Origin of the sequence: Streptomyces sp. NPDC052043 (genome assembly GCF_044548235.1) — a bacterium.
In the GTDB taxonomy this organism is placed as follows: domain Bacteria; phylum Actinomycetota; class Actinomycetes; order Streptomycetales; family Streptomycetaceae; genus Streptomyces.
This window is the reverse complement of sequence record NZ_JBIUBT010000005.1, coordinates 497330-518430: the sequence shown is the minus strand read 5'-3', so window position 1 is coordinate 518430 and position 21101 is coordinate 497330. Positions and strand designations below refer to the sequence as shown.

At 68.3% G+C, this 21101-nt stretch carries 17 protein-coding genes and 4 pseudogenes; 11 read left to right on the top strand and 10 right to left on the bottom strand.

Annotated features, from left to right (window positions below; genetic code table 11):
• Positions 1-325: 325 nt before the first annotated feature.
• Positions 326-577 carry a GntR family transcriptional regulator gene (locus tag ACIHCX_RS16685; RefSeq protein ID WP_400029905.1) on the top strand — a complete coding sequence of 84 codons (252 nt, stop codon included), beginning with the start codon at positions 326-328 and terminating at the stop codon, positions 575-577.
• 434 nt (positions 578-1011) lie between these two features.
• On the opposite strand, the gene ACIHCX_RS16680 is transcribed toward ACIHCX_RS16685, so the two are convergent.
• Positions 1012-1188: a hypothetical protein gene (locus tag ACIHCX_RS16680; RefSeq protein ID WP_400029903.1), complete on the bottom strand. Its 177-nt coding sequence runs from the start codon at positions 1186-1188 to the stop codon at positions 1012-1014.
• Between the two features lie 489 nt (positions 1189-1677).
• Here ACIHCX_RS16680 and ACIHCX_RS16675 point away from each other — a divergent pair, with 489 nt between their 5' ends.
• Positions 1678-2682 (top strand): replication-relaxation family protein, encoded by a 1005-nt coding sequence (locus tag ACIHCX_RS16675; RefSeq protein WP_400029901.1) that lies wholly within the window; start codon positions 1678-1680, stop codon positions 2680-2682.
• 329 nt (positions 2683-3011) lie between these two features.
• Here ACIHCX_RS16675 and ACIHCX_RS16670 read toward each other — a convergent pair whose 3' ends face one another.
• From ACIHCX_RS16670 to ACIHCX_RS16660, 3 genes are all read right to left on the bottom strand, one after another.
• Positions 3012-3155: a hypothetical protein gene (locus ACIHCX_RS16670; protein WP_400029899.1), complete on the bottom strand. Its 144-nt coding sequence runs from the start codon at positions 3153-3155 to the stop codon at positions 3012-3014.
• Positions 3156-3951: 796 nt separating this feature from the next.
• On the bottom strand, positions 3952-4620 hold the full coding sequence (locus tag ACIHCX_RS16665) for a hypothetical protein (protein ID WP_400029897.1): 669 nt from the start codon (positions 4618-4620) through the stop codon (positions 3952-3954).
• 263 nt (positions 4621-4883) lie between these two features.
• The gene (locus tag ACIHCX_RS16660) at positions 4884-5315 is read right to left on the bottom strand and encodes a DUF6308 family protein (protein WP_400029895.1); all 432 of its coding nucleotides are present in this window, start codon (positions 5313-5315) and stop codon (positions 4884-4886) included.
• A gap of 91 nt (positions 5316-5406) precedes the next feature.
• Between ACIHCX_RS16660 and ACIHCX_RS16655 the strand changes: the two genes are divergently transcribed.
• From ACIHCX_RS16655 to ACIHCX_RS16645, 3 genes are all read left to right on the top strand, one after another.
• Positions 5407-6218, top strand: a protein-coding gene (locus ACIHCX_RS16655) for an IS5 family transposase (RefSeq protein ID WP_400029996.1) whose coding sequence is annotated in 2 segments (ribosomal slippage) — positions 5407-5764 and positions 5764-6218 — 813 coding nt in all. Because the reading frame shifts where the segments join, the coding sequence is not laid out codon by codon here.
• Positions 6219-6273: 55 nt separating this feature from the next.
• Positions 6274-6834 carry a GNAT family N-acetyltransferase gene (locus ACIHCX_RS16650; protein ID WP_400029893.1) on the top strand — a complete coding sequence of 187 codons (561 nt, stop codon included), beginning with the start codon at positions 6274-6276 and terminating at the stop codon, positions 6832-6834.
• A gap of 445 nt (positions 6835-7279) precedes the next feature.
• The gene (locus ACIHCX_RS16645; RefSeq protein ID WP_400029891.1) at positions 7280-7816 is read left to right on the top strand and encodes a hypothetical protein; all 537 of its coding nucleotides are present in this window, start codon (positions 7280-7282) and stop codon (positions 7814-7816) included.
• On the opposite strand, the gene ACIHCX_RS16640 is transcribed toward ACIHCX_RS16645, so the two are convergent.
• Positions 7773-8690, bottom strand: coding sequence for an IS5 family transposase (locus ACIHCX_RS16640; protein WP_400029889.1), 918 nt, complete (start codon positions 8688-8690; stop codon positions 7773-7775). The two genes, ACIHCX_RS16645 and ACIHCX_RS16640, sit on opposite strands and share 44 nt — an antisense overlap.
• Positions 8691-8995: 305 nt before the next feature.
• On the opposite strand from ACIHCX_RS16640, the pseudogene ACIHCX_RS16635 reads away from it, so the two are divergent.
• The 5 genes and pseudogenes from ACIHCX_RS16635 (at position 8996) to ACIHCX_RS16615 (ending at position 11993) form a co-directional block, all read left to right on the top strand.
• Positions 8996-10405, top strand: a pseudogene (locus tag ACIHCX_RS16635) (NF041680 family putative transposase).
• Positions 10406-10426: 21 nt separating this feature from the next.
• Complete coding sequence (locus ACIHCX_RS16630; protein WP_400029887.1) at positions 10427-10915, top strand: hypothetical protein; 489 nt, start codon at positions 10427-10429, stop codon at positions 10913-10915.
• 108 nt (positions 10916-11023) lie between these two features.
• A pseudogene (locus ACIHCX_RS16625) lies at positions 11024-11303 on the top strand (dihydrofolate reductase family protein); the annotation flags it as partial.
• A 121-nt stretch (positions 11304-11424) separates the two neighbouring features.
• Positions 11425-11601, top strand: a pseudogene (locus ACIHCX_RS16620) (ATP-binding protein); the annotation flags it as partial.
• Positions 11601-11993 (top strand): hypothetical protein, encoded by a 393-nt coding sequence (locus tag ACIHCX_RS16615; RefSeq protein WP_400029994.1) that lies wholly within the window; start codon positions 11601-11603, stop codon positions 11991-11993. The pseudogene ACIHCX_RS16620 and the gene ACIHCX_RS16615, both read left to right, overlap by 1 nt.
• 130 nt (positions 11994-12123) lie before the next feature.
• Here the strand turns inward: ACIHCX_RS16615 and snpA are convergent, their stop codons facing one another.
• Complete coding sequence (gene snpA / locus ACIHCX_RS16610) at positions 12124-12960, bottom strand: snapalysin (RefSeq protein WP_400029885.1); 837 nt, start codon at positions 12958-12960, stop codon at positions 12124-12126.
• Positions 12961-13710: 750 nt separating this feature from the next.
• On the opposite strand from snpA, the gene ACIHCX_RS16605 reads away from it, so the two are divergent.
• Entirely contained in the window at positions 13711-14847 is a 1137-nt protein-coding gene (locus tag ACIHCX_RS16605) for a hypothetical protein (protein WP_400029883.1), read from the top strand.
• A gap of 145 nt (positions 14848-14992) precedes the next feature.
• On the opposite strand, the pseudogene ACIHCX_RS16600 reads toward ACIHCX_RS16605, so the two are convergent.
• The 4 genes and pseudogenes from ACIHCX_RS16600 to ACIHCX_RS16585 all read right to left on the bottom strand — a co-directional run.
• A pseudogene (locus ACIHCX_RS16600) lies at positions 14993-15507 on the bottom strand (transposase); the annotation flags it as partial.
• Between the two features lie 948 nt (positions 15508-16455).
• The gene (locus ACIHCX_RS16595; RefSeq protein ID WP_400029881.1) at positions 16456-16629 is read right to left on the bottom strand and encodes a hypothetical protein; all 174 of its coding nucleotides are present in this window, start codon (positions 16627-16629) and stop codon (positions 16456-16458) included.
• Complete coding sequence (locus ACIHCX_RS16590; RefSeq protein WP_400029879.1) at positions 16572-17324, bottom strand: alcohol dehydrogenase catalytic domain-containing protein; 753 nt, start codon at positions 17322-17324, stop codon at positions 16572-16574. The genes ACIHCX_RS16595 and ACIHCX_RS16590 overlap by 58 nt, the downstream gene beginning before the upstream one ends.
• Positions 17325-17415: 91 nt before the next feature.
• A complete protein-coding gene (locus ACIHCX_RS16585) occupies positions 17416-20805 on the bottom strand; it encodes a S8 family peptidase (RefSeq protein ID WP_400029877.1) in 3390 nt (1129 codons plus the stop codon).
• Between the last annotated feature and the right edge of the window lie 296 nt (positions 20806-21101).

Genomic DNA, 21101 nt, shown 5'->3' with positions numbered 1-21101 from the left:
ACTGAGGCGGACGGATAAAGCGCGGGGCGGGACGTACCGCGCGGAGAGTGGTGGTCGGTGTCTCTGCCGTGTGCTCTGTCGGCATAGGCTGTGCCCGTCGCTTGCCCTGGGCGGGCATGAGCCACGAGAGGATGAGGGCCAGTAGAGTTCGCACGTCTGCACTCCTTGTCAGTGCGGGCCATGCCCCGGGGCCGTTGGCGCGGTCGCCGGGGTCTTCTGTCGTCGTGGTGCTCGTCACAGCGTAGCCGATGCGGACTACGGCATACTAGGGATACTAGGCATTCCACGAATCGCGTGGACGTCCAGGTATGCCGACCATGGACGGGTGATCGAGTTTGCACCGGACATCCCGCGCTGGCGACAGGTAGCCGATGTGATCCGTAAGCGGATCGAGGACGGCACCTATCCGCCCCGTACGCGTGTGCCGTCCGTCGTGCAACTGACGGCGGAGTTCGGCATCGCCAACGCCACCGCACACAAGGTGCTCCAGGCTCTGAGGAACGAGGGCCTGACGTACACCGAACCGGGCCTCGGCTCGTTCGTCACGTACCCGGACAGGCAGAGCGCGGAGAACTGACACGGCGGGTGTGGAGCGTTCCGACAGATGTCCCACACCCGCCTATTCAGCGTGAAGAAGAGGAAGTGTGCAGGGCGACCACTATTCCTGCTCCCCCTAGCTAGGAGCACCGCCCCAGCCGCCAGCCACACCCGGGCCCGCCCCGATCACCGCGCATGCGAAGGATGAAGGCCAGCCACGGAACGAGGTCGAGGCCAGTGTGAAGAAAGCCGCGCGGCAGGCTACGGAAGACGGCGCCTAGCGGCGGCGCGTCGACACCCGGTACTCACCGGCCGGCCCCTACTCCTCGATAGGCGCGGGCGGCAGCAAGCCAGGCGGCAGCTCGTTGCGGTGCCAGCGGAGGATCTGCCGCAGCGCACGGCCGCGGACAGGGTAGAGACGGTGAGCCATGGCGCACAGCATGGCAGGCGATCAGCCCTCGCCCGGCCACGTCGTCAACACGCTTCCCTGCGTTCGCCGGTGAGGGTGATGCGGGCGCCGGGCATACTGCCGTACTCCCCCATCCACGAGGACAACTTGCGGCGGGCGGTCTCCTCGCTCCCCCACCAGCCCTGCACCACCGAACGACCGGCCGACTTCGCGGTCAGGTGGAAACGGTGAGCCTCATCCACGGCAGCCGCTTCGGCATGGCATCGTGACAGGCCTGTTGCTGCTGCCGCTGCGCCCTGCCCGCCGGTTGCTCCGCCTGCTGGCGTGCCGGGCTCGCCCGGCACGGAGCGCGGAGGCCCCGCCGACGCGCAACGAGACATCGAGGGCGCCCGATCCCCCGCCGCGCCGACCGCCAGCCACAGCCCGCCCACTTCCCTTTTTTCTGTTCTGGGGTCGGCTGCGAGAGGTGCATAGGGGGTGTCGGGCTTCCGACCACGGCCGGACCAGTGTGGTGACCTGCGAATACGCCACCCAGGCCGCGTTCGCGTGCGGGCAGTTGTCGGAGGGGTTATCGGCGGGGATGTCGGCCTGGTTGGGGCGGTGTTGTCGCTTCGTGACCGTGGTCGGGTCGTCCTGGTCGGTGGTGCGGTTGGGGGCATCGGCTGATCTGGCTTGTACACGCGGCGCCGTGCAGGACAGTGCCGCACCGCACAGAGGGAGCGGGACGGGCGATGATGGACGTGGACGCGGGCAGTGGCGACCGGATGGCGCTGGCGGTACTGGCGCAGTACCGGATGGCGACGACCGAGCAAATGCACCTGATCCTCAGCCCTGGGGTGCGGATCGAGCAGACCCGGCGCCGGCTGACCAAGCTACGCACCGAGGGGCTCATCGACCGCATCACGCTGCCGCAGGCCGGACGGACCCGGGTGTGGTTCCCCACCCAGTACGGCGTGCAGATCGCCTGCGAGTGGCCGGAGTTGCGGGGCCGGCGGCCGTCGAAGACGGTGTCGGACCGGACCGCCGTAAGGTTGCAGGTCGGACACGCGCTGACGGTCACCGAGACGGCGCTGGCCTTCCTGAAGGACGCGCGGCAGCGCGGAGAGTTGTGCCGGCCGCTGGACTGGATCCCCGAGGTCTACCACCCCATCGGAAGCGGTGAAGCCGTCATCCCGGATGCACTGCTGTACTACCGGTGCGGCCGTGAGGACGGCGACGGCGGGGCGATGCTGCGGGCCTTCGTGGAAGTCGACCGGGCCACCATGGGCCCCGAACGCCTGGCCGCCAAGCTCAACTCCTATGCCCGCCTCTACCACTACGTGCCCGCGCCTGCGCCCGGCAGGCGGCAGCGGCAGGTCTTCCAGGAACCCTGGCAGGAGGAATGGAGGCGGCACTACCCGCTCTTCCCGCGACTGCTGTTCGTCCTGGACGGCACCGGCCCCACCGGAATCAAAACCCGTATCAAGGCCCTGCGCGCGGCCGCCGCGGATCTGGCGCTCGCCGGCTTCATGCGCGAGGTCCCCGTGCTGGTGGCGCCGCTGGCCGACGTGCTGCAGGGCGGCCCTGCGGAGCCCGTGTGGCGCCCCGTCCGGGACCCCGGCAGCACCGTGAGCTGGAGCCACTCACCGGCCCCGGAGACGCCCCGCGTGGCCCCTGCCCGCCCTGGTGCAGCCGCTGCGCCCTGCCCCGACCACAGGGCCGACCACAGCTGGTCACAGCGGTGCGCACCCAGTTGAGCCCGCGTGGTGCCGGTCAGTGACCCAGGCGGCAGGTGCTCCAGCCCCGGCCATCACGTATCAGCACGCCCGACCGCTCCAGGTTGGCCAGGTGGTAGACGACCGAGGGTGCTGCGCATCCCGACGGCGTGAGCGAGCTGCCGCACCGACGGCCCCTCACCCCTCACCCCTATCCTCGATCCACCGCCTGACACAGCGCAGGATCTCCTCTTCCCGCTCGGTCAGGTGCTCCGGGCGCCGGTTCACGACGGCTCCCGCCAGGCGCGCGGCTCGTGGCGCAGCTCGGCTCGGGCGGCCGGCATGCGTCCCGGGCCGGTCCGGTAGGGATGTCACCACAGCCGGACGGACAGCCACTGCAGCCGGCGGCGCAGCACAGTGGCCCGGGCCGGGCTGGGCGCGGCCAGGGCCTCGTAGGTGCGGCGCCAGTCCGCCTGGAGCTGCATCAGGTCTCGGGGGAAAGTCGCGTGCTCCACGCCCGCCATTAGGACACGCGTTCGATTTCCTGGCCAAGCCTGGATGGCCGGCTTCACCCCTCCTGGTGACCGGCCACGGGTCCCGGCTGGATCGTCGGCCAGCTCGAGCGCAGTGTGATGGGCGAGCGGCCCGTATCCAACAGCCGGAAAGATCGCTAAGCAGGCCGCCACGTGTATGCGTGTCCGTTCCCCTGCGGATACGCGAACACGGTGAGGGTCCGAGCATCCTGACTGGCTCGGGCCCTCACCCATACCCGGCCGCGCCTGCCAGACCAGGCGCGGCCGCATCTTCCGTTTCCGTCAACGCTACAGCCGCCGTGGTCGGGGGTTGGCCGGGCTGCGGGCGAACTGCCCGGCTTCGGCTCCCCCGCCGGTGACCAACCAGGTGACAGTCCAGGTCGAGGTGGCGGTCAGCCGGGTTGGCCACGGGATGGCCGGTTCGATAGGAAGGGTGGGGGCGGCAGGCGACAACGCGGCTATGGAGTCCTTCTTCATCCTGTTGCAGAAGAACGTTCTCGACCGCCCAAAGCCGGCCTTCCGCTTTCCGGACATACGAGCACGATGGGTCGCCGGAGGGGGCTCGCCCTGCCCCGGCCTATCGTTTCAGTTGCACAGCCGTCTGGGGCCTACTCGATGACCATCAGTCGATCCCTCGGGAAGGTACGCCCTTCGCGTGCTGGCCCGAGGACCGATCCACAAGTCATGAGCATTGCTCCCGCTCGAAACCAGAGTCCTGGCGACCCAAGACCTCGCCCCCGCAGCGAAAACATCCGCTGTCCACGAGCAGGGAGGAACTTCACTCGCCGGTCCCGGCCGCAGCCGGGCAGGTGTCGACCGCGGTCAGGGACAGGGCCTTTGTGAGATCCAGCGTTATCTCACCCGTATCCGTCTTCAGCGTCAGACGCCCGCCAGCGACGCGTGGCTTCTCGCCGCAGAAGCTGCCCGACGGAGTCCTGACCAGCAGACTCGGGTCGTCCTGGACGGGGCCGTACCAGGTCAGCCCCACCGCGCCCACCATCGCGGCACCGCAGGCCAGGGTGAGACCGATGCCCCAGCGCGACGCCCTTACCGTACGGAGGGTTTCGAGGTGGTCGTCGGCCTCGAGGAGGCCCGTGGACACCGGGAGCCGGGTCAACCTGGGCGCGCCGTGCGCCGCGCGGAGCAGGAGGTATGCGCCCGACGCCCCGCACGGCAGGGACAGCACCAGCGCCACGGCCACACCCACCGCGTACGGCGTGGCGAGATTGCTGACGTCCGTGCGGCCCTTGACCAGGCTGAAACCGAGCAGGCCGACGAAGAGTCCCGCGAGACCGTGGCTCCAGGCCTGTGCTGCCTTACGGGCCAACGGGAGTTCGTTCGCAAGCAACTGCTGGGCGCGGCGGGCCGCCTGGCGGTCGGCGAGGGTCGCCCGGGGCCCGGCCGTGACACGCCAGTCGCGACGGCGGCCGCGGGGGGCGGCCGTCATGTTCGGTCCAGGTTGACGTTCCAGTAGGCCCCGCAGCCCTTCTCGTCCACCGGGCTGCCGGGGTGCTCGGTCGTACATGTGCAGTACACCGGGATCCCGACGACACCGCGCAACCGGCCCCGTGGCCTCCAGCGGTACGCCCGCCGGGCGGCCACGAACGTGCAGGCACAACCGCACCGCGGGCAGACGCCGCTGAACACCATCGTCTCGTCGTTGACGGGCGTGACGACCAGCCGGGCCGTGTACGTTCGAGCAAGGCACCGTCACGCGGCGCATCCGTTCGCGGTGTGCTCCCAGATAACGATGTCTGCCGCTCGAAGAAGGCTGAGAGGCCTTTCGTCAGGCGTGCGGAAGGGGACGATCAGGTCTTGGATCCAATCCCGGTGACCGCGTAGGTCTGCTTGCAGGAGCGGCCACAAGCGCCGAGGGGTGTCCTTATAGGCTCCGGGAACTGGCCTTTGACCGAGGTAGAACTGGTAGATGCTGCTGTCGAAAATCGGCACCATGTTAGGCCGCTTCCGGTGAAGGATCTTGGTAACGGCAACGGCCTTGAAGTCGGGCAGCCCTGTACCGCCGGCTTCACCTGTAGCGACCAATGCTCGATCGACCAGAGACCAGGGTCCCGTCGACGGATCCAGCGTCACGTCCAAAAAGTCCGCTGTCGTACACGCCTTATCCGCAAGCACCGCTTCCATGGCCTGCAAGACTTCAGCCCCGGGGCCGTCAGGGTGGAACAGCGGGACTACCTGCTTAGAGATCGTCTCAACTGGCTTGATCAATAGGCTGATGGCTGTGATGGCAATGGTGGAGCGTCTGGTGCCGGACGGGTTGTGGGAGCTGTTCCAGCGGGTGGTTCCGGCGGCTCCGGTACGACCCCAAGGCGGCGGTCGGCGCAGGTATGGGGATCGGCAGGTGCTGGCGGCCATCGTGTTCGTGGCCACGACGGGCTGTACATGGCGTCAACTGCCGCCAGGCTTCGGCCCGTCGGGGCCGACCGCGCACCGGCGGTTCACCGAGTGGAGTCGGGCGCGGGTGTGGGGCAAGCTCCATCGGCTGGTCCTGGACGAACTCGGAGCCCACGGCGCCCTGGACTGGTCGCGGTGCGCGATCGACTCAGTGAACATGCGGGCAGCGAAAGGGGGGACCTGACGGGTCCGAATCCCGTAGATCGCGGCAAGAAGGGTTCAAAGATCCACTTGATCACCGAGCGGACCGGTCTGCCTCTGTCCATCGGTGTCTCCGCCGCCAACACCCACGACAGCCAGGGCCTCGAACCCCTCGTCCGTGGTATCCCACCGATCCGCTCCCGCCGCGGGCCCCGTCGACGACGGCCCGACAAGCTCCATGCCGACAAGGGTTACGACTACGATCACCTGCGCCGATGGCTTCGGTCCCGGAACATCACACCGCGCATCGCCCGCAGGGGCATTGACTCCTCCCAGCGTCTTGGCCGTCACCGTTGGACTGTGGAGCGGACGGTGGCTTGGCTTGCCGGGTGCCGCCGTCTGCACCGCCGCTACGAGCGCAAGGCGGAACACTTCCTGGCCTTCGCCGGAATCGCTGCCACCCTGATCTGCTACCGGCGTCTGGCCAGGTAGAGAGCCGACCGATCCCTCCATATCCCGTTGCAGCGAGCCGCACTGTCCGGCGATCATGACCGCCATGGAACGGCCGAAGCAGATCATCGAGTGCGGAGACTTTGCTCTGCGACGCTGGCGCGGGCAGAGCGACTTCGATCTGGCGTTCAAATTGGTCGAGGAGTCCCTCGACCACCTCCGCCCGTGGATGCCGTGGGTCGCCCATCACAGTGAGGAGAAGACTCGCGACTTCCTCGCAGAGTCCGACGCGAAGTGGGACAGCGGCGATGCGTACAACTTCGCCATTACCAGGAATGGCGGGCTCATCGGCATGTGCTCGACCTACCGCGGCGCCGAACCCCAAGGCTGGTACATGGGGTACTGGCTGCACCCTGCCGTCACCGGCCAGGGCATCGCCACGCGAGCGACGACAGCCATGGTGGCCCAGGCATTCGCCCTGCCGGACGTGGCATACCTCGAAATCGCACACGACCTGGCCAACACCTCCAGCGGCGCCATCCCGCGCCGGCTCGGCTTCACCGAAGTCCGACGCGAGCAGGTGACGCCGCCCGCGGCCCCCTCAGACAGCGGCATCGACGTGATCTGGCGGTTGGAACGCCCCACTCCACCCCGTTAACGCATCCCTACCCCCGACCATCTGAACTGGCCAAGCTGCACTCCTGTCACTCCGACACCAGTTGAGACGACGTCTTATAGCCCATGCGAACGCTCAGCAGAGCCGGCGCCAAGCAGTCCAACGGACTCAGTCGTTCCGGATCGCCCTGCCAGTCATACGTGCGGAAGGCTCTGGGCCCCCGAGGATCTGTGTAGGTCTGCAGGTGCTTCTCCGCACAACTGCGCAGTGTTCCAATGGTCCTCACGCAGCCCCCCGCAGCCTCGACGATTGACCGGCAGTGCTGCCGCTCTGATCAGAGCAATGCTCATGCGCATGCTACGAGTTGTGGACTAAGAAGCTGTTGTCTTTCCGGACGTGATCGCCGTGTTTCCGCTGGTCGGGGATAGGAGTGGTGGTTCCGTGGGAGTGGTGGCCTGTCGGGTCGTCGTTCCCAGGGAGGTCGCGGATGCCGTCGGTTGTTGGACTGCTGGAACAGCACGAGCTTGCCGCTCGACGCCGGGTCGACGGGCTGCGGGAGGAGGCCGACCGTATCCAGGCCGAGCTTGCTGCGGCCGAGTTGGAGTGGCAGGAGTGGGCGATCGCCCGCAGGCGGGTCGATACGGTGCTGGCTCCGGACGACGACGCCACCGCCGAGGCGGAGGTCACCGAGGACCCGCGGGATGCGGAGGTGCAGTCGGCGCTCCGGGATGGGGCGAAGCCGAAGTCGCAGGTGCCGGTGTGGCGTGAGGGGCTGGCCTGGTCGGTGCTGTCGGTGGACTACCAGCGCATCCTCACGGCGCTCGCGGACCGGGCCCGGCTCCATCAAGGGCCGCTGACCTGCCAGGAGATGGCCGCCTTGTTCGGCATGGACGTGGTGCCGGCGCGGGTGGAGGCACTGCGGTCGAAGGCGAAACGCCTGGTGGCCCGCGGCTGGCTGGCCGAGCAGCAGCCGGGCCGGTTCACCCTCGCTGTGGGTGTGGCCGGGCCAGGCGGCGGGTCATGAGAAGGATCATCGACCAGTAGACCATCGCCTCGGCGCTGGTGGTGCGTCGCTCGAAGTCGCGCACCAGGCGGCGGCTTCGCATCAGGTGGGCGAAGAGGCGCTCGACGATCCACCGCTTGGGCAGCACCACGAAGCCGCGTATGTCGTCGCTGCGTTTGACGATCGCCAGGACCAGGGCGAACGTGGCCAGGCAGTACTCGACGAGGCTGCCGGTGTAGCCGCCGTCGGCCCAGACGAGGGCCAGGCGATGGTGTGCGTCTGCCGCCTGCTCAAGCAGGACCCGGGCAGCAGTGCGGTCGCCGACATCCGCGGCGGTGACCATCACGCCCAGCAGCAGGCCGAGGGTGTCGACCACGACATGCCGCTTACGGCCGTTGATCAGCTTGCCGCCGTCGAAGCCCCGGCTGTCCGCGCCGACGACGGCGTCCGCCTTGACGGACTGCGAGTAGATCACTGCGGCCGTCGGCTCCGCATCCCGCCCCAGCTCCTCGCGCACCCTCGCGCGCAACCGGTCGTGGAACTCCTTGACCAGGGCGTTGTCGCGCCAGCGGCGGAAGAATGCGTAGATGCAGTCCCACGGCGGGAAGTCGGCGGGCATCGCCCGCCACTTGATCCCGTTGTCCACGAGATACCGGATCGCATCGAGCATCGCCCGGTGACAGTACCCCTCCGGCCGGCCGCCCCGGCCGCGCATCCAGCCCGGCACCGGCAGCAGCGGACGGACCACGGCCCACTCCCCGTTCGTCATGTCCGTCGGGTAGTGCGGCTGCCGCGTCCCGTTGTCGGCGGCGTTTCCGAACCGGTGAGCCAGGCAGTCACACTCCCAGGTGACCGCGCTGGACTGCCCGGCCATCGGCACGCAAGACTGCTGCACCAGGGCCTCCTGCTGCTCGGTGATTCGACACCAACGAGCTGTTCAGGAGGCCCTGTTCGTATGCGTCCAGCGCCCCTCGACCACCCGATCGAGACTTCCGTTCGACGCGCATCTCCCAAGATCGAAAAGACAACAGCTTCTAAGCTTGGCGTTTAACCTCGCCGGTTCACTCGACCCGCTGATCTCGTGTTCTTCGAGGGACAGCAGGACGGCCGTTCTTCACGCTTCGAGGTGTCGAGCAACGTCGCGTGAAGGAACGGCCGCTGGTGAAGAGTCTCGCTCCTGCAGGTACCGCCGACGCCGCACTGGGCGTCCTGTCCCACTTTCGTGTCGAGTTCTACGACTGCCTTTACAGCCGTGCGGACGCGCTCTTCGAGCTCACCGACGCGGTGCTGTGCGTGGACGGGCCGGTGAAAACCCTGGTCGAGCTCTCCTTGGCGGTCGAGCACCGGCGCGGGCACGGCGCGCTGTACGCAGCCCTGGACGGGGGCTGGCTGGAGCCGACACGGTTGCGCCGCGCACTGGCCGGCCTGCCGCTGCCGAAGGCGGCCGACGGGCGCATCGTGCTTGCCGTGGACGTGTCGCACTGGCTGCGACCCGACGCTCCCACCAGCGGCGACCGGCTCTTCTGCCATGTCTACGGACGCGGCGACCGCAGCTCGGACCAGCTGGTGCCCGGCTGGCCCTACTCCTTCGTCGCCGCCCTGGAGACCGGCCGCACCTCCTGGGTCGCTCTCCTGGACGCGGTCCGCCTGGGCCCGGCCGACGACGCGACCACCGTCACGGCCGTCCAACTCCACGATGTCATCGAGCGGTTGACGAGCGCAGGCCACTGGAGACCGGGCGACCCGGACATCCTGATCGTGATGGACTCCGGCTACGACGTCGCCTACCTGACCCACGCTCTCGCCGACCTGCCCGTCGTGCTGGTCGGGCGCCTGCGCTCGGACCGGGTCATGCTCCGCGACCCCGGCCCCGCCCGGTCGGGCCCCCGGGGCGGGCGCCCCCGCCGGCACGGCGGCGTCCTCACGTTCAAGAAGCCCGACAGCTGGCACGAGCCCGACGTCACGACCGCCACGGACACCACCCGCTACGGCACGGCCACCGCGACGGCCTGGGACCGGATACACCCCCGGCTCACCCACCGCGGCCCCTGGCTGAACCGCGCCAAGGAAGAACTTCCCGTTCTGCATAGCACGTTGCTCCACATGAAGGTCGAGCACCTGCCCGGTGACCGTGACCCGAAACCGGTCTGGCTGTGGTGCTCGGCCACCGCCGCCGCACCGGCGGACGTGGACCGCTGGTGGCAGTCCTTCCTCCGCCGCTTCGACCTGGAGCACACCTTCCGGCTGATGAAACAGACCCTGGGCTGGACTGCCCCGAAGGTCAGGCATCCCGACACGGCCGACCTGTGAACCTGGCTGATCATCGCCGCCCACACCCAGCTCCGCCTCGCCCGGCCCCTCGCCGAGGACCTCCGTCGCCCCTGGGAACGGCCCGCGGAACCCCGCCGCCTCACCCCCGCCCGGGTACGACGGGGGTTTCGCAACGTCCGCGCGACAGCAGCCCGCCCGGCAAGCGCACCGAAACCGTCCCGACCAGGGCCCGGACGGCCTCCCGGCTCGAAGAACAAGCAACGGGCCAGACGCCACGACGTCGGCAAGACCGTCAAACGCGCCGAATCGATCAAGGAACACCAAGCCCAGCGAGGTTAAACGCCAAGCTAAGGTGGCCCAATGCCTAGCCTTCATCAGCCTGCTGTTGGTGCGACTGCCGTTCGGATCGGGCTGTCGCCCTGGTGGCAGTTGGCGAGCCTTCCCTTCGGGGCTGTGTGGGCGCTTGTCTGGGCAGCGATCCCGGGGGATGGTTTCTGGTCGGCTGCGGTCGTCGGCGCTGTGTTCGGCCTTCTGTGCCTTGGTCTGCTTCGAATGCGGGTGATCATCGATGGTGGCCTGCTGCATGTCCGCGAGAAACTGCGATGGAGGACTGTCCGGCTCGACAGGCTGGCCACGGCCACGGCGGTGCCCAGCACTAGGATCGGTCCGCTGCTCAAGCTCGAGGATGCGGAGGGACGCCGCGTCTTGATCCTCCTGCAGCGGCTCCGGGACGGCCACCGGCAACGTCTCTGCGACATGCTCCGTCCGTTCGTCTCGGCCCCGCAGGTTCGCCAGGTCGGCCCGGTCGACACGATGCTGGCTTTCCGGGTAGGGCCGTCACGCTCGTAAACCGGGTCTTTAAAGTTGAGCGGTGTGGAGGTGTCCGCGGGCTCGCCGGGTGGTGACGCAACGTGTCCGTAGCGGTTGGTTGTCGGCATTGCGGAAGCCGAACGCCGCATGGGCCGCAACAGTTTCGGGCCTCAGCGCGGGACCTGACAGGGCCATGAGTGGCGCGACTGGTGGGGGGAGGAGCCCCCGTTCCGTACTCCGGTGTTCGTCTTGACCCACCACAGGCGTCCGTCGTTCACGCTCTCCGACACCACGTCGACGGCGACCCGGTCACGGTGCTCGAACGGGCGCGGGAAGCGGCGCGCAGGGCAAGGACGTCCGACTCGGCGGCGGGGTCACCACCGTCCGGCAGTTCCTTGATGCTGACCTCGTCGACACCATGCATGTCCGTTCGACGGGCACCACTCAAGATCGGAAAGACAACAGCTTCTAAGTGTGGACCCACACTCGTCCAACAGCGGCCTATAGGGCTGTGGCCTGCGACGACGCCTGGCGGTCAAGCCCCCTCCGGAGGCGCGGGCAGCACCCCGAAGGTCGAGCACCAGGACCAGGACGCCGAGCGCGGCCGGGGCTTGGGAATGGTGAGCGTGATTGCTCACCGGGTCGTCGTCCACGACAGCAACCAGGGCCACACGGTCACCGCCGAACTCTTCACAGACGCCCGCACGGGAGAGCACCTGTGCTGATCAACGAGACCCGCCGCGGCTTCTGGTGCGAGTGCTGGACCCAAGACCTCACCGACCAGGAGCAGCCGGCCGCACTCCGGGCATCCTTCGACGCCTACTCGGCACCTCAGGCAGACAGGTGGGTCGCGGTCACACTCCGCACGATCTCACCGGCACTGGACTCCGACGCCTCCGACGCGGCATGGGCTTGGCTGTCCCAGGGGCGGATCGCAACGCGACGAGCCCTCTTGCGCTCCGAGTCCTGCACGGTCACGGTCACCCAGGACTGCACCCGCATCACGTGGACGATCCGACCGGTGCTCTTCCTCCCACTCGCGCACCACCAAGAGAGCGAACTACCCGCCTGTGCATACAACTTCAAGCCCCACGCGACCGTGTCGAGACTCAGTTGATGCTTGACGGGTCGGCGTCGGGTGATGCTTGACGCCTGCCCCAGACGACCCTCTGCCAGGCGATCATCAAGATCGACTAGTGAGTTCCGACCCGACCTCATGCCTGGGCGCGCGATGAGTGGGAACGCGGTCAGTTCCAGGGCGTGCGGTGGTGCGGACGCGACGGACCGTGCCCCGGCCACACGGGCCGTACCGGCCATGCAGCGCTCGGGCCGTCAGCGGACGGATTCCCTGCGCCCGGGGCCACGGACGGTGCCGACGGTGCAGCACTCGGGCCGCCAGCGGACTGGTTCCCCGCACCCGGGGCCTGGGCACCTCCGCTGGCCCACAGCTCGTCGACACGCGCGCGCTCGGTGGCGTTCGGGTAGCGGTTGGTGCAGGACGGACCGGGGCCACCGCCCGACATCAGTTCACTGCACGGCCCGCTGTAGTTGTCCGGCAGGCCCAAGACGTGCCCGGTCTCGTGGGTGACGACGCGGATCGAGTCGTTCTGCTGGATCTGGGTGTAGTCGAGGAAGATCTGGCCGCTTCCGTGACCGTCGGTGGAGGCGTGGGACCCACGGGAGTCGTTGCCCTCGGAGTAGGAGAAGTCGGCGCTGCTCGAACCGCTCGAAGCCTCCTCGAGCTTGACGTTGGACTCGGAGCTGTTCCAGATCTCGGCCGCGCTCGATATCTGCGAACGGAAGCTCGGCGCCTTGGAGGCGTCGTAGTGGAGGGTCACCGCCTGCCCGCTCGTCTGGGCGGCGCTCTTCTCGGCGACCGACTTGAGCACGGCCTCGAAGAACGCCTTGTTGTTCGCGGCCTCCTCAGCCGACCCGTCGTACCCCGCCACGGAGGTATCAGCGGAATCGGAGGGGGTGGCGGCCGGCTGGGCGCTCGCCGGCACTGCCACAGCCAGCGCGCTGGAGGCCAGACCCAGGCCGAGAGCGAGGGCGAGGAACCTCGGGGACATTCGGGACGACTTCACGTGGGGGGCTCCTACTCACTCGGTGACGCCGAGCGCCACAGCGCGCGGTCGACTCGGCGTGAACACCGGTTCCGAACTGCAGCGACGTCCTGTGGGTCGACATTCTTAGAACGGCTCGACAGGGCACGCAATGGGTCCCACCACTACGTGGCTTCGTAGATCTCAGGACCTCGCCAGGGCCGTGCGCAGGCCTCCGGTCCCCACACAGCGACAGGAGGAAAAGCTGTCGCAGCGTCAGAAGCCTTACAACGGGGGGCAATGAGCACGTCGGTCGGCTGGGCGGAATTCCGACACACACCGCAGGATCCACATACAGATCAAGACGGACAAATACTCAAATGTACGCCATGACGCATCTACTAAGTGCACCGGTTAATTCGAGAAACACTGTGACTGACGTCACGAAATAATCGACTTCCGCGTCTTTTGCGCCCCACTGCCCCCGAGTCGCCCTCCCCAGGGAGTCACCCTCGACGCAGGGCAGAGCCCCTCACCACTGGGTCGCCACCGCTCAGTCCCGATCAGGATGGAAGCCCGGCCCGCCGTGCGGCACAGGAAGAGGTCGTTCGGTTCCTCACCCGCCTCCAGCAGCGGGGTTCTTGCGTGACGTACGGCGGCTCTCAGCCGATCGGCCAGGATCGCCGGACGCTGCCGGGGCGGGCTGCCAGGATTCCCACGTGATCAATATGGGGGTAGCTCGGCCAATGTGGTAATCACAACGATCGGTTCGTTCGGAGTGGGGGTTATGGCGTGCAGTGGTTCGAGCCGACGGTGTTCGCGTTCTTCCCGCCCTTCGTGGCGGGGGTGCTCTACCGGCCCGTCATGGAGGTGCTCGACATCCTCGACGTCTGGAAGGGATGGTGGATACCGGCACGGATCGCCAAACGCGTGCCGAGAGCCTTCCTCCCGAGCACAACCGACGTCGTTGAGCACTGCCGCCCTCTGCGAGCGCCGGTCTGTTCCGCGCCGGCGAAACTGCAGGAGCATTGGTGTAGGGGGGTTCGCCGGTCCGTCGGCATCGAGACCTGGTTCGCACTCTTCATCCTCTTTCCTCCAGCGCTGATCGGAGCGTTGGCCTTCGGCGGCATTGTCCTGACCGTCCACCCCAGTGCTTCGGAGAACCCGGAGTTTGCCCGGGAGAACACACTGCAGTTCTTCTCCCTCTCCGCCGGCCTGGCCAGTGCGGCCGTTCTGTGGGTCTACCGGTCGCGCAACCTCTATCGGCGGCGGATCGGCGAGAGCCTTCCACTCACCTCTGCCGTCGCTCTTGCCCGGCTCCTCCGAAGCTGCTGGAAAGCTGCCGAGGACAGCCTCCCGCTGCTGGAACTTGACCGGCAGGTCACCCGCTACTCCAACCGCTTGGGATGGTTTGCCGAATATGGGGTCGACCGCGAGCGACGACGCGCCGCGCTCCGACCGCACCTCGCGAGGGTCCAGCAGGCGCTCGAGACGGAGATGTCGAACGTTCTGCGGGACGGGCCCGGCTCTCTTCCCCGACTTGAGCAGCTTCTCGCCACCCTGCTTGACCGGTCGGTGCAGGGCCGATGGATGGGCATGCTGGACGAGGCGGACCTGCCCCAGGAGGCGGCTGACCTGGTCACTGCCAGAGAGGACAGGCAGGACCGGTGGGTCGTGCTCGCGGGCAGCACTGCGGCGGCGGTCATCGTGGCTACCGCTGTCGCCGCCGGCCTGCCCACGTCAGCAGTCGCTCCCGCTGCGCTGACCGCCCTCATCGGCCCAGCGGTGATGTGGGGCAGCGAGAAGTTGGGCAGCCAACACGGGCACCTGCAGACCATGACGTCCATTCTGGGCGCTACTGCCGCAGATCCAGCGGCGACCACCCCGTCGGCGTCTGCCCCTGCCCCTGCCCCTGCCCCTGCCCCCTGAGAGGGCCTAGTTAGCCTCCTCCGGTCAGTCCAGCCCCGGTATCAAGGAAGTCCAGTGCGGCGAGAGCCGGCGGCGATCGGTGGGGTCACGGGAACCGCGCCGCACCCAGGTGCGGCGCCGTGTTCCGGGCGCCGTAGACACGGTAGTTGGCCTCGTATACCTCTGTGATGAGGGTCTTCAGCTCGGTGTCGCGGACGGTGCGGGCCGTCGGCGTGGCCTGGCGTTTGTGGTGGGCGTAGTAGGTGGACGGGGCGATCTTGCAGTCGTGGTCGGTGAGGACCCGGCAGATCGGCTCGACGCCGCCGAAGCGGCCCTTGTGCTCGTCGATGAACGCTACGAGCGTGCGTGTGGCCGGTCGAGCTCGGCCGCGAAGAAAGACGCCGCGGCCTTGAGGATCTCGTTCGCCCGCTTCAGCTCGGCATTCTCCTTCTTCAGCCGCTTCAGCTCGGCAGATTCCTCCGTCGTGGTGCCGGGCCGAATGCCGGCATCGATCTGGTCCTGCCGTACCCACTTGCGCAGCGTCTCGGTCGTACCGATCCCGAGCTTGGAGGCGACCGCTTTCATCGCGGCCCACTCGGTGTCGTACTCCGGCCGCACCTCGGCGACCATCCGCACCGCACGACGGCGCAGCTCAAGCGGGTACTGGGAAGAACGTGCCATGACTCGATCCTCTCAAATGATCGAGTCCCTATAGAACCCGGAACGGTTCAAAGTCTTCCATGTGGGCGGATCTCCAATGATTGTTCTTGGAGACTCGGCCCAAAACCAGCGGTCGTCAGATAGGGATCTGAGCCGCCCGCCTGGTGGGCGGCCGGGACAACCGCCGGTGGGGCGATCCCGCTCCAGCTTGATGGCCTGGTCGTAGGAGCGCAGTTCCCATAACTTCATGCGGCGCCACAGGAGAAACGTGGGGACCGGCCCCGGACAGAGCCTGCGCTCCCGCTTCGGCCGCGTCTGGCGCCGCAAGGCCCCGGTGGAGTCGCTGATGCCCCGCGGCCGCAGAAGCCGGTGAGGAGAGCGATACGCTCGCACCGATGTCTGGCGCGGGCGACGGTGTTCCGGTCACCCTCATCGCCCCAGCAAGCTCTGCAGCGGGGCGGCGAGTTGGAGGAATCGGGTCCAGTCGCATCGCACGGCAGGGGCCAGGAGGTAGGGGTCGTCGCCCCCGCGGCGGGCGGAAGAACTCGCCGTTGACACACTGCCGGATCCGGATCCGGTAGAGGAGCCCTCTCCATCCGCAGCGGCGTCCGCGACACCCGAGCCCAGCGCCAGCACCTCGCCTTCTGTCGCCTGGCCGGCAGCGTCGTTGCCCAGGGCACGGCGTAGTCCTTGCAGCCGGGCGTACCCGGCCCGCCTTGTCGATCACGTCGGCGAACTGCCACGCCGGCGGTCGACGACGGTGAGGTCTCCGCCTACCTCGGCAGGATCCTGAGGCGCGGGGTTCGTGGGACTCCACTCTCAGATCGTCGACGAATATTGAACCCTCTCCCAGCTGAAGCAGGGGGATTCCTGGGATGTACTCGCGGCACAAGGAGGCCGTAGAGGCTCGGGGCGCCGAAGGGATTCTCTTCGTCGTCCATCATGGGCACTGCCGGCTGGCCGCTGCCCTTAGACGGGCCGGGTGAAGACCTTGACCCAGTGCCAGGAGACCGACTTGTCCTTGAGCAGCAGGATGTCGAGGTCCTCGCGGGAGTCGAGGGCGGCGATGTGCCCGAACGGCACGATCAGCTCCGCGAAGGAGGCGACGTTGTTCCGGCTGACGGGCGACAGGATGTAGTCCACGCCCTGGGGTGTGGCCTGTCTGACCTCGTCGACCAGGTGGTGGTGTTGACGACGCCGTCGGCGCCGCAGGCCAAGGCCCAGTCACGGGACTCGTCGCGGGAGGCGGTCGCCAGGACGCGCAGGTTCGTGGGTGCCTTGGTGAGCTGGATGGCGGCCGAGCTGCGGCCCACGAGGCGGGCGTCCACGGCGTGGTAGGCGGCGTTGGTGCCGTCGCGTGTGAGGTCTCCGGCGTAGTAGACCTCGTCCGCCACGCGGAAGCCGGTGACCTGGGCCCCGACGGCTTCGACGCTTCCGGCGGCGTCGCAGCCCAGGACGCGGGTGTGTCCGGCCGGCAGGCGGGCGTGTGTCTTGGCGTCGATGGGGTTGACCGAGACGGCCCGCACGCGCACGAGGAGGTCGTGCGGCCGCTGAAGGCGTGGTCGTCTGTGCTGCGACCGCCGTGCGCAACGATCGCTGCCATGGTCGGAGCCATGGCTTTCGGCGAGGCGGCGCCAGCGACGCGCTAGGTCAGCCGGCGAGCCGCCCGCAGCAACGGTGTTCCTCTGCGACCCGCGGCCGTTGTCCACTGTCGGCAGCAGACGGGACAGCAGCTGTGACAGGTCGAACCCGCTGACAGCACCGTCCAACCGGCAGACCAGCGACGGACCCGGCCCGACCGCGGCACGGGACTCCCCTGCCGTTACCTGCCCACCCATGGGTCTAGTTTGTACGGGAACCGTACTCCGCCGAAGCCGACCGGCCGGGCGGGCCGCCTGTGGTGGGAGACCGCCCGGCCGGACTGTGTGGTTACCGCACGTCGTAGGCGCGCTTGATGGTCTGGGTGACCGCGTTGCCGTTGGCGTCGGTGAAGGTGGCCTTCATGGTGACCTGCTTGCCGGAGGCGCCGGTGTGGTCGAGTACGGCCGTCCAGTTGCCGTCCTGTTGCTCGGTCGGTGCCTGGGTCCAGGTGGCGCCGTCGTCGTAGGAGTAGGACAGCAAGGCTTCCTTGATCGCGCCCGGGGTGTACCCCGCGTGGCCCTCGACCGACAGACCGACCTTGATGCCGCTCTGCGCCGGCAGGGTGTTCAGGCCGTCCACCGGCACGTCGTACGCCGGGAAGAGGATCGGCAGGCCGCGCGAGTAGACGTCCGGCTCCCGGTGGGAGCGGAAGCTCCAGGTGGTGGTGACGGCGGTGGAGCGCAGCCAGTTCCGGTCCGAAGACGGGATCTTCTCCAGGTTCTGGGTGAGCTCGTACGCGGAATCCTCGTCCGGCACCGTGAAGACGTCGTACGGCCAGGCGCTGGTGGCGATCTGCTCACCGTTGCGCTTCAGCACCAGGTTGCCGAGGTCGCCGAACGACCCGCCGTAGGACCAGTGGTCGCCGGAACTGTCGAGCCAGAGTGCGGTCTGGACGCCGATCAGGTTGCCCTGCCGCTCGGCGGCCAGCATCAGGTTGCCGTCGGCGTCGCGTGGCGCGGCCGGCCGCAGGGGGCCGCCGTACCACTCCTCGGCGCTGCGCTGTCCGGCCCGGTAGGTGCGCTCCTGGTCCCCCATGAACGCGGCAAACGGGAAGCTGGTCATCGCGCCGTGGGACCAGACGTCGTCGCCGGTCGTGTAGTAGGCGGTGCGGGTACCGGGCACATGGACCGCGCCGAACGGGCTCACGGGGACGTAGGCACTGCTGCTCCAGGAGGGGCGGATAAACATCGCATCGATGTAGTCGTCCTCCTGGCCCATGGCCTTCCACGTCTCGGTGACCTGGGCCAGCTTGGAGTCCTTGGGCTTGTAGACCTGGTCGGAGTGCAGCGGATCCTGGGTCGGGAACGACAGGTTGTAGACGTAGGACGAGCCGTTCTCGGAGCCGGTCGCCCGCCAGGTGGGCCGGAACTCGAAGGTGCCGTTCTTGGCACGTCCCTCGATGTCCGCGTAGAACTTCTGGACGGTGTTGACGGCCGTGAGCGATCCACTGATCTGCCAGGTGTCGTCCCACGTGCGGGCGTAGCTGAACGTGGTGTTGTCCACCGTCGAGGGGCGGTCGGTCTGCAGGCTCAGCCGGTGGGCCTTGCGGGCGTCGAGGACGACGGTGGTGTCACCGGTGATCCGAAGCTGCGGGTGCGCGAGGTAGCTGACCGATTCGGCTGCGTTGTTCGCGTCGTACGTCGCCACGAAGCTGCTGAGGGCGTAGTCGCCCGGGCGCACGCTGTATGTCTGGTCGGCGGCACCCGAGTTGGTGCGGCGCTCGCCCTTGTTGGTGTCGAGGCTGACGAGGTCCAGGGAGGATGTGCCCGTCGCGGGCTTGCCGTTGCGGTCGATGGCCTTGACCCGGAGGGTGACCGTCTCCGGCTGGACGTAGAGCGTGATGGGCACGGAGACGTGCACATCGCCGCCGGTGGCCAGGATCCGGCCGGTGACCGCACCGTACTGGGCGTCCTTCAGATGGGCGGTGGGATCGATCCGCAGCGGCACCTGAGCGGTGGCTCCCGCGGGGACCCTCACCTTACCCTCCTCCAGCTTGACGATGCCGGACTGGACATCGCTGCCGTCGTTGCCGTGCACGCCGCTGACCTTAAGGTTCAGGGTGAGGTCGCTGCCGCTGGTGTTGGTGAAGGGCACCTGCACGGTGGTGCGGTCCGAGGCATTCTGCGGCCAGTTGTAGCTGCCGGCCTGGACGGCGGGCGCGGAGAGCACCTTCTGGTTCACCGCGCCGAAGACATCGAGGACGCCACCGCCGGTCTGGTCGGCACCGGCGACCTTGCCGCCGGTACGGGCCGAGGAGACCAGGGCGGCCTTGATCTGCTGCGCGGTCCAGTCCGGGTGGGCCTGGCGGACGACGGCCGCGGCGCCCGCGACATGCGGGGTGGCCATGGAGGTGCCGGACATCGTCTGGTAGGCGTAGATGCCGCGGCCGCCTGCATTGGCCGCCGAGATGTCGACGCCGGGGGCGGCGATCTCGGGCTTGAGAGTGTGGGTGACGGCCACGGGACCGCGGCTCGAGAACCACGCGGTGGTGTCGTCGCGGTCGACCGCACCGACGGTCAGCACGCCGGGCACGCAGCCGGGCGAGGAGACGGTCTCGGTGTTCGAGCCGGCGTTGCCGGCAGCGACGACGAACAGGGTGTGGGTGTTCTGCGAGAACTGCTTCGTGGCCTGGGCCATCGGGTCGGTGCAGTCGCCGATCGTGGGGTTGCCCAGGCTCATGGAGACGACGTCGGCCTTCTGGTCGACGGCCCATTGCATACCCGCGATAATCCAGGAATCCAGGCCATAGCCTTGGTCGTTGAGGACCTTACCGATGAGCAGGGAGGTACCGGGGGCCACCCCCTTCTTGCGGCCGTCACTTGCCGCTCCGGACCCGCCGACAGTGGAGGCTGTGTGGGTGCCGTGGCCCACCCGGTCGTCGGTGGTCTTGGAGTCCGTGAAGTTCTGCGACGCGGCGATCCGGCCCACCAGGTCCGGGTGCTCGGCGTCCACTCCCGTGTCCAGCACGGCGACCTTGGTGCCCTTGCCGTCGTAGCCGGCCGCCCAGGCCTCCGGCGCATGGACCTGCTTGGTGGACCGGTCCAGCGTGGCCTCGACCTTGCCGTCCAGCCACAGCTTGTTCACCGTGGAGCCAGAACGCGAGCGGGTGTTGGTGATGTCCTGCCAGAAGTTGGCTGCGGTGTCCTTGCCCGCCCTGAGCGCGACGCCGTTCACGGCTGGGAGGCTCAGGCTCCGCTGGGCCCCGCGAGGAGCCGCCGGCGCGCTGTCGGCGACGTTCACGCCGTTCCGGTAGGTGGCGATGAGCGGCAGCGTGTCGGTGTGTGAGTCATCGTATCCCTGGCGGATGAGCCCTGTGACGTTGAACAACTGCTCGTCGACCTTGCCCTCGGCGATCGCCTGGGAGGCGTCCTCCGGGTAGACGTAGAGGTCCTTGCCCATCTGATAGGTCTGGGCCATCGGCTGCGTACCGTCGTCGCGGGGCAGCACAGCCGCCGAACTGCGGCCCGACGTGTCCGTGGTCACCAGTACCTTGTCGCCGGTGACGAGCGTTACCGTCACCTGCTTGCCGCCCGTTGCTGCGGTCCCGCTGCCGACGACGGGTCTCTTCCCCGAGGTGCCGTCAGGCGGCGTATCCGCCGCCACTGAAGGCGCGATCGCGGTGACGGCCAGGACGGCGGCGCTCGCCGCGCCCAAGGCTATACGCGTTGTGGGGCGCATGAATCTCCTAGTTGACGCCGTGAACATGCCATGCTGGGGCTGCAGCCTGGCAGACATGCGGATTGCGTGGGGGCGCCGTGGGGTGGCGGATTGCCCGCATGACGGGTCTCCGTCACGCCGTCACATCAACGGGTTTCGTCGACACGGTGAGGCTTCCGATCTGGCCGGTGGGGTACGCCCGGCCTGAGCGAGGGCAGGCCGGACGATCTGGCCGAAGGGGACGCGGGCGCAGTGCACGCCGTCGAGATCACCGCCCACCGGTCGCCAGCACCGTGGGTCAACAGAGCACCATGAAA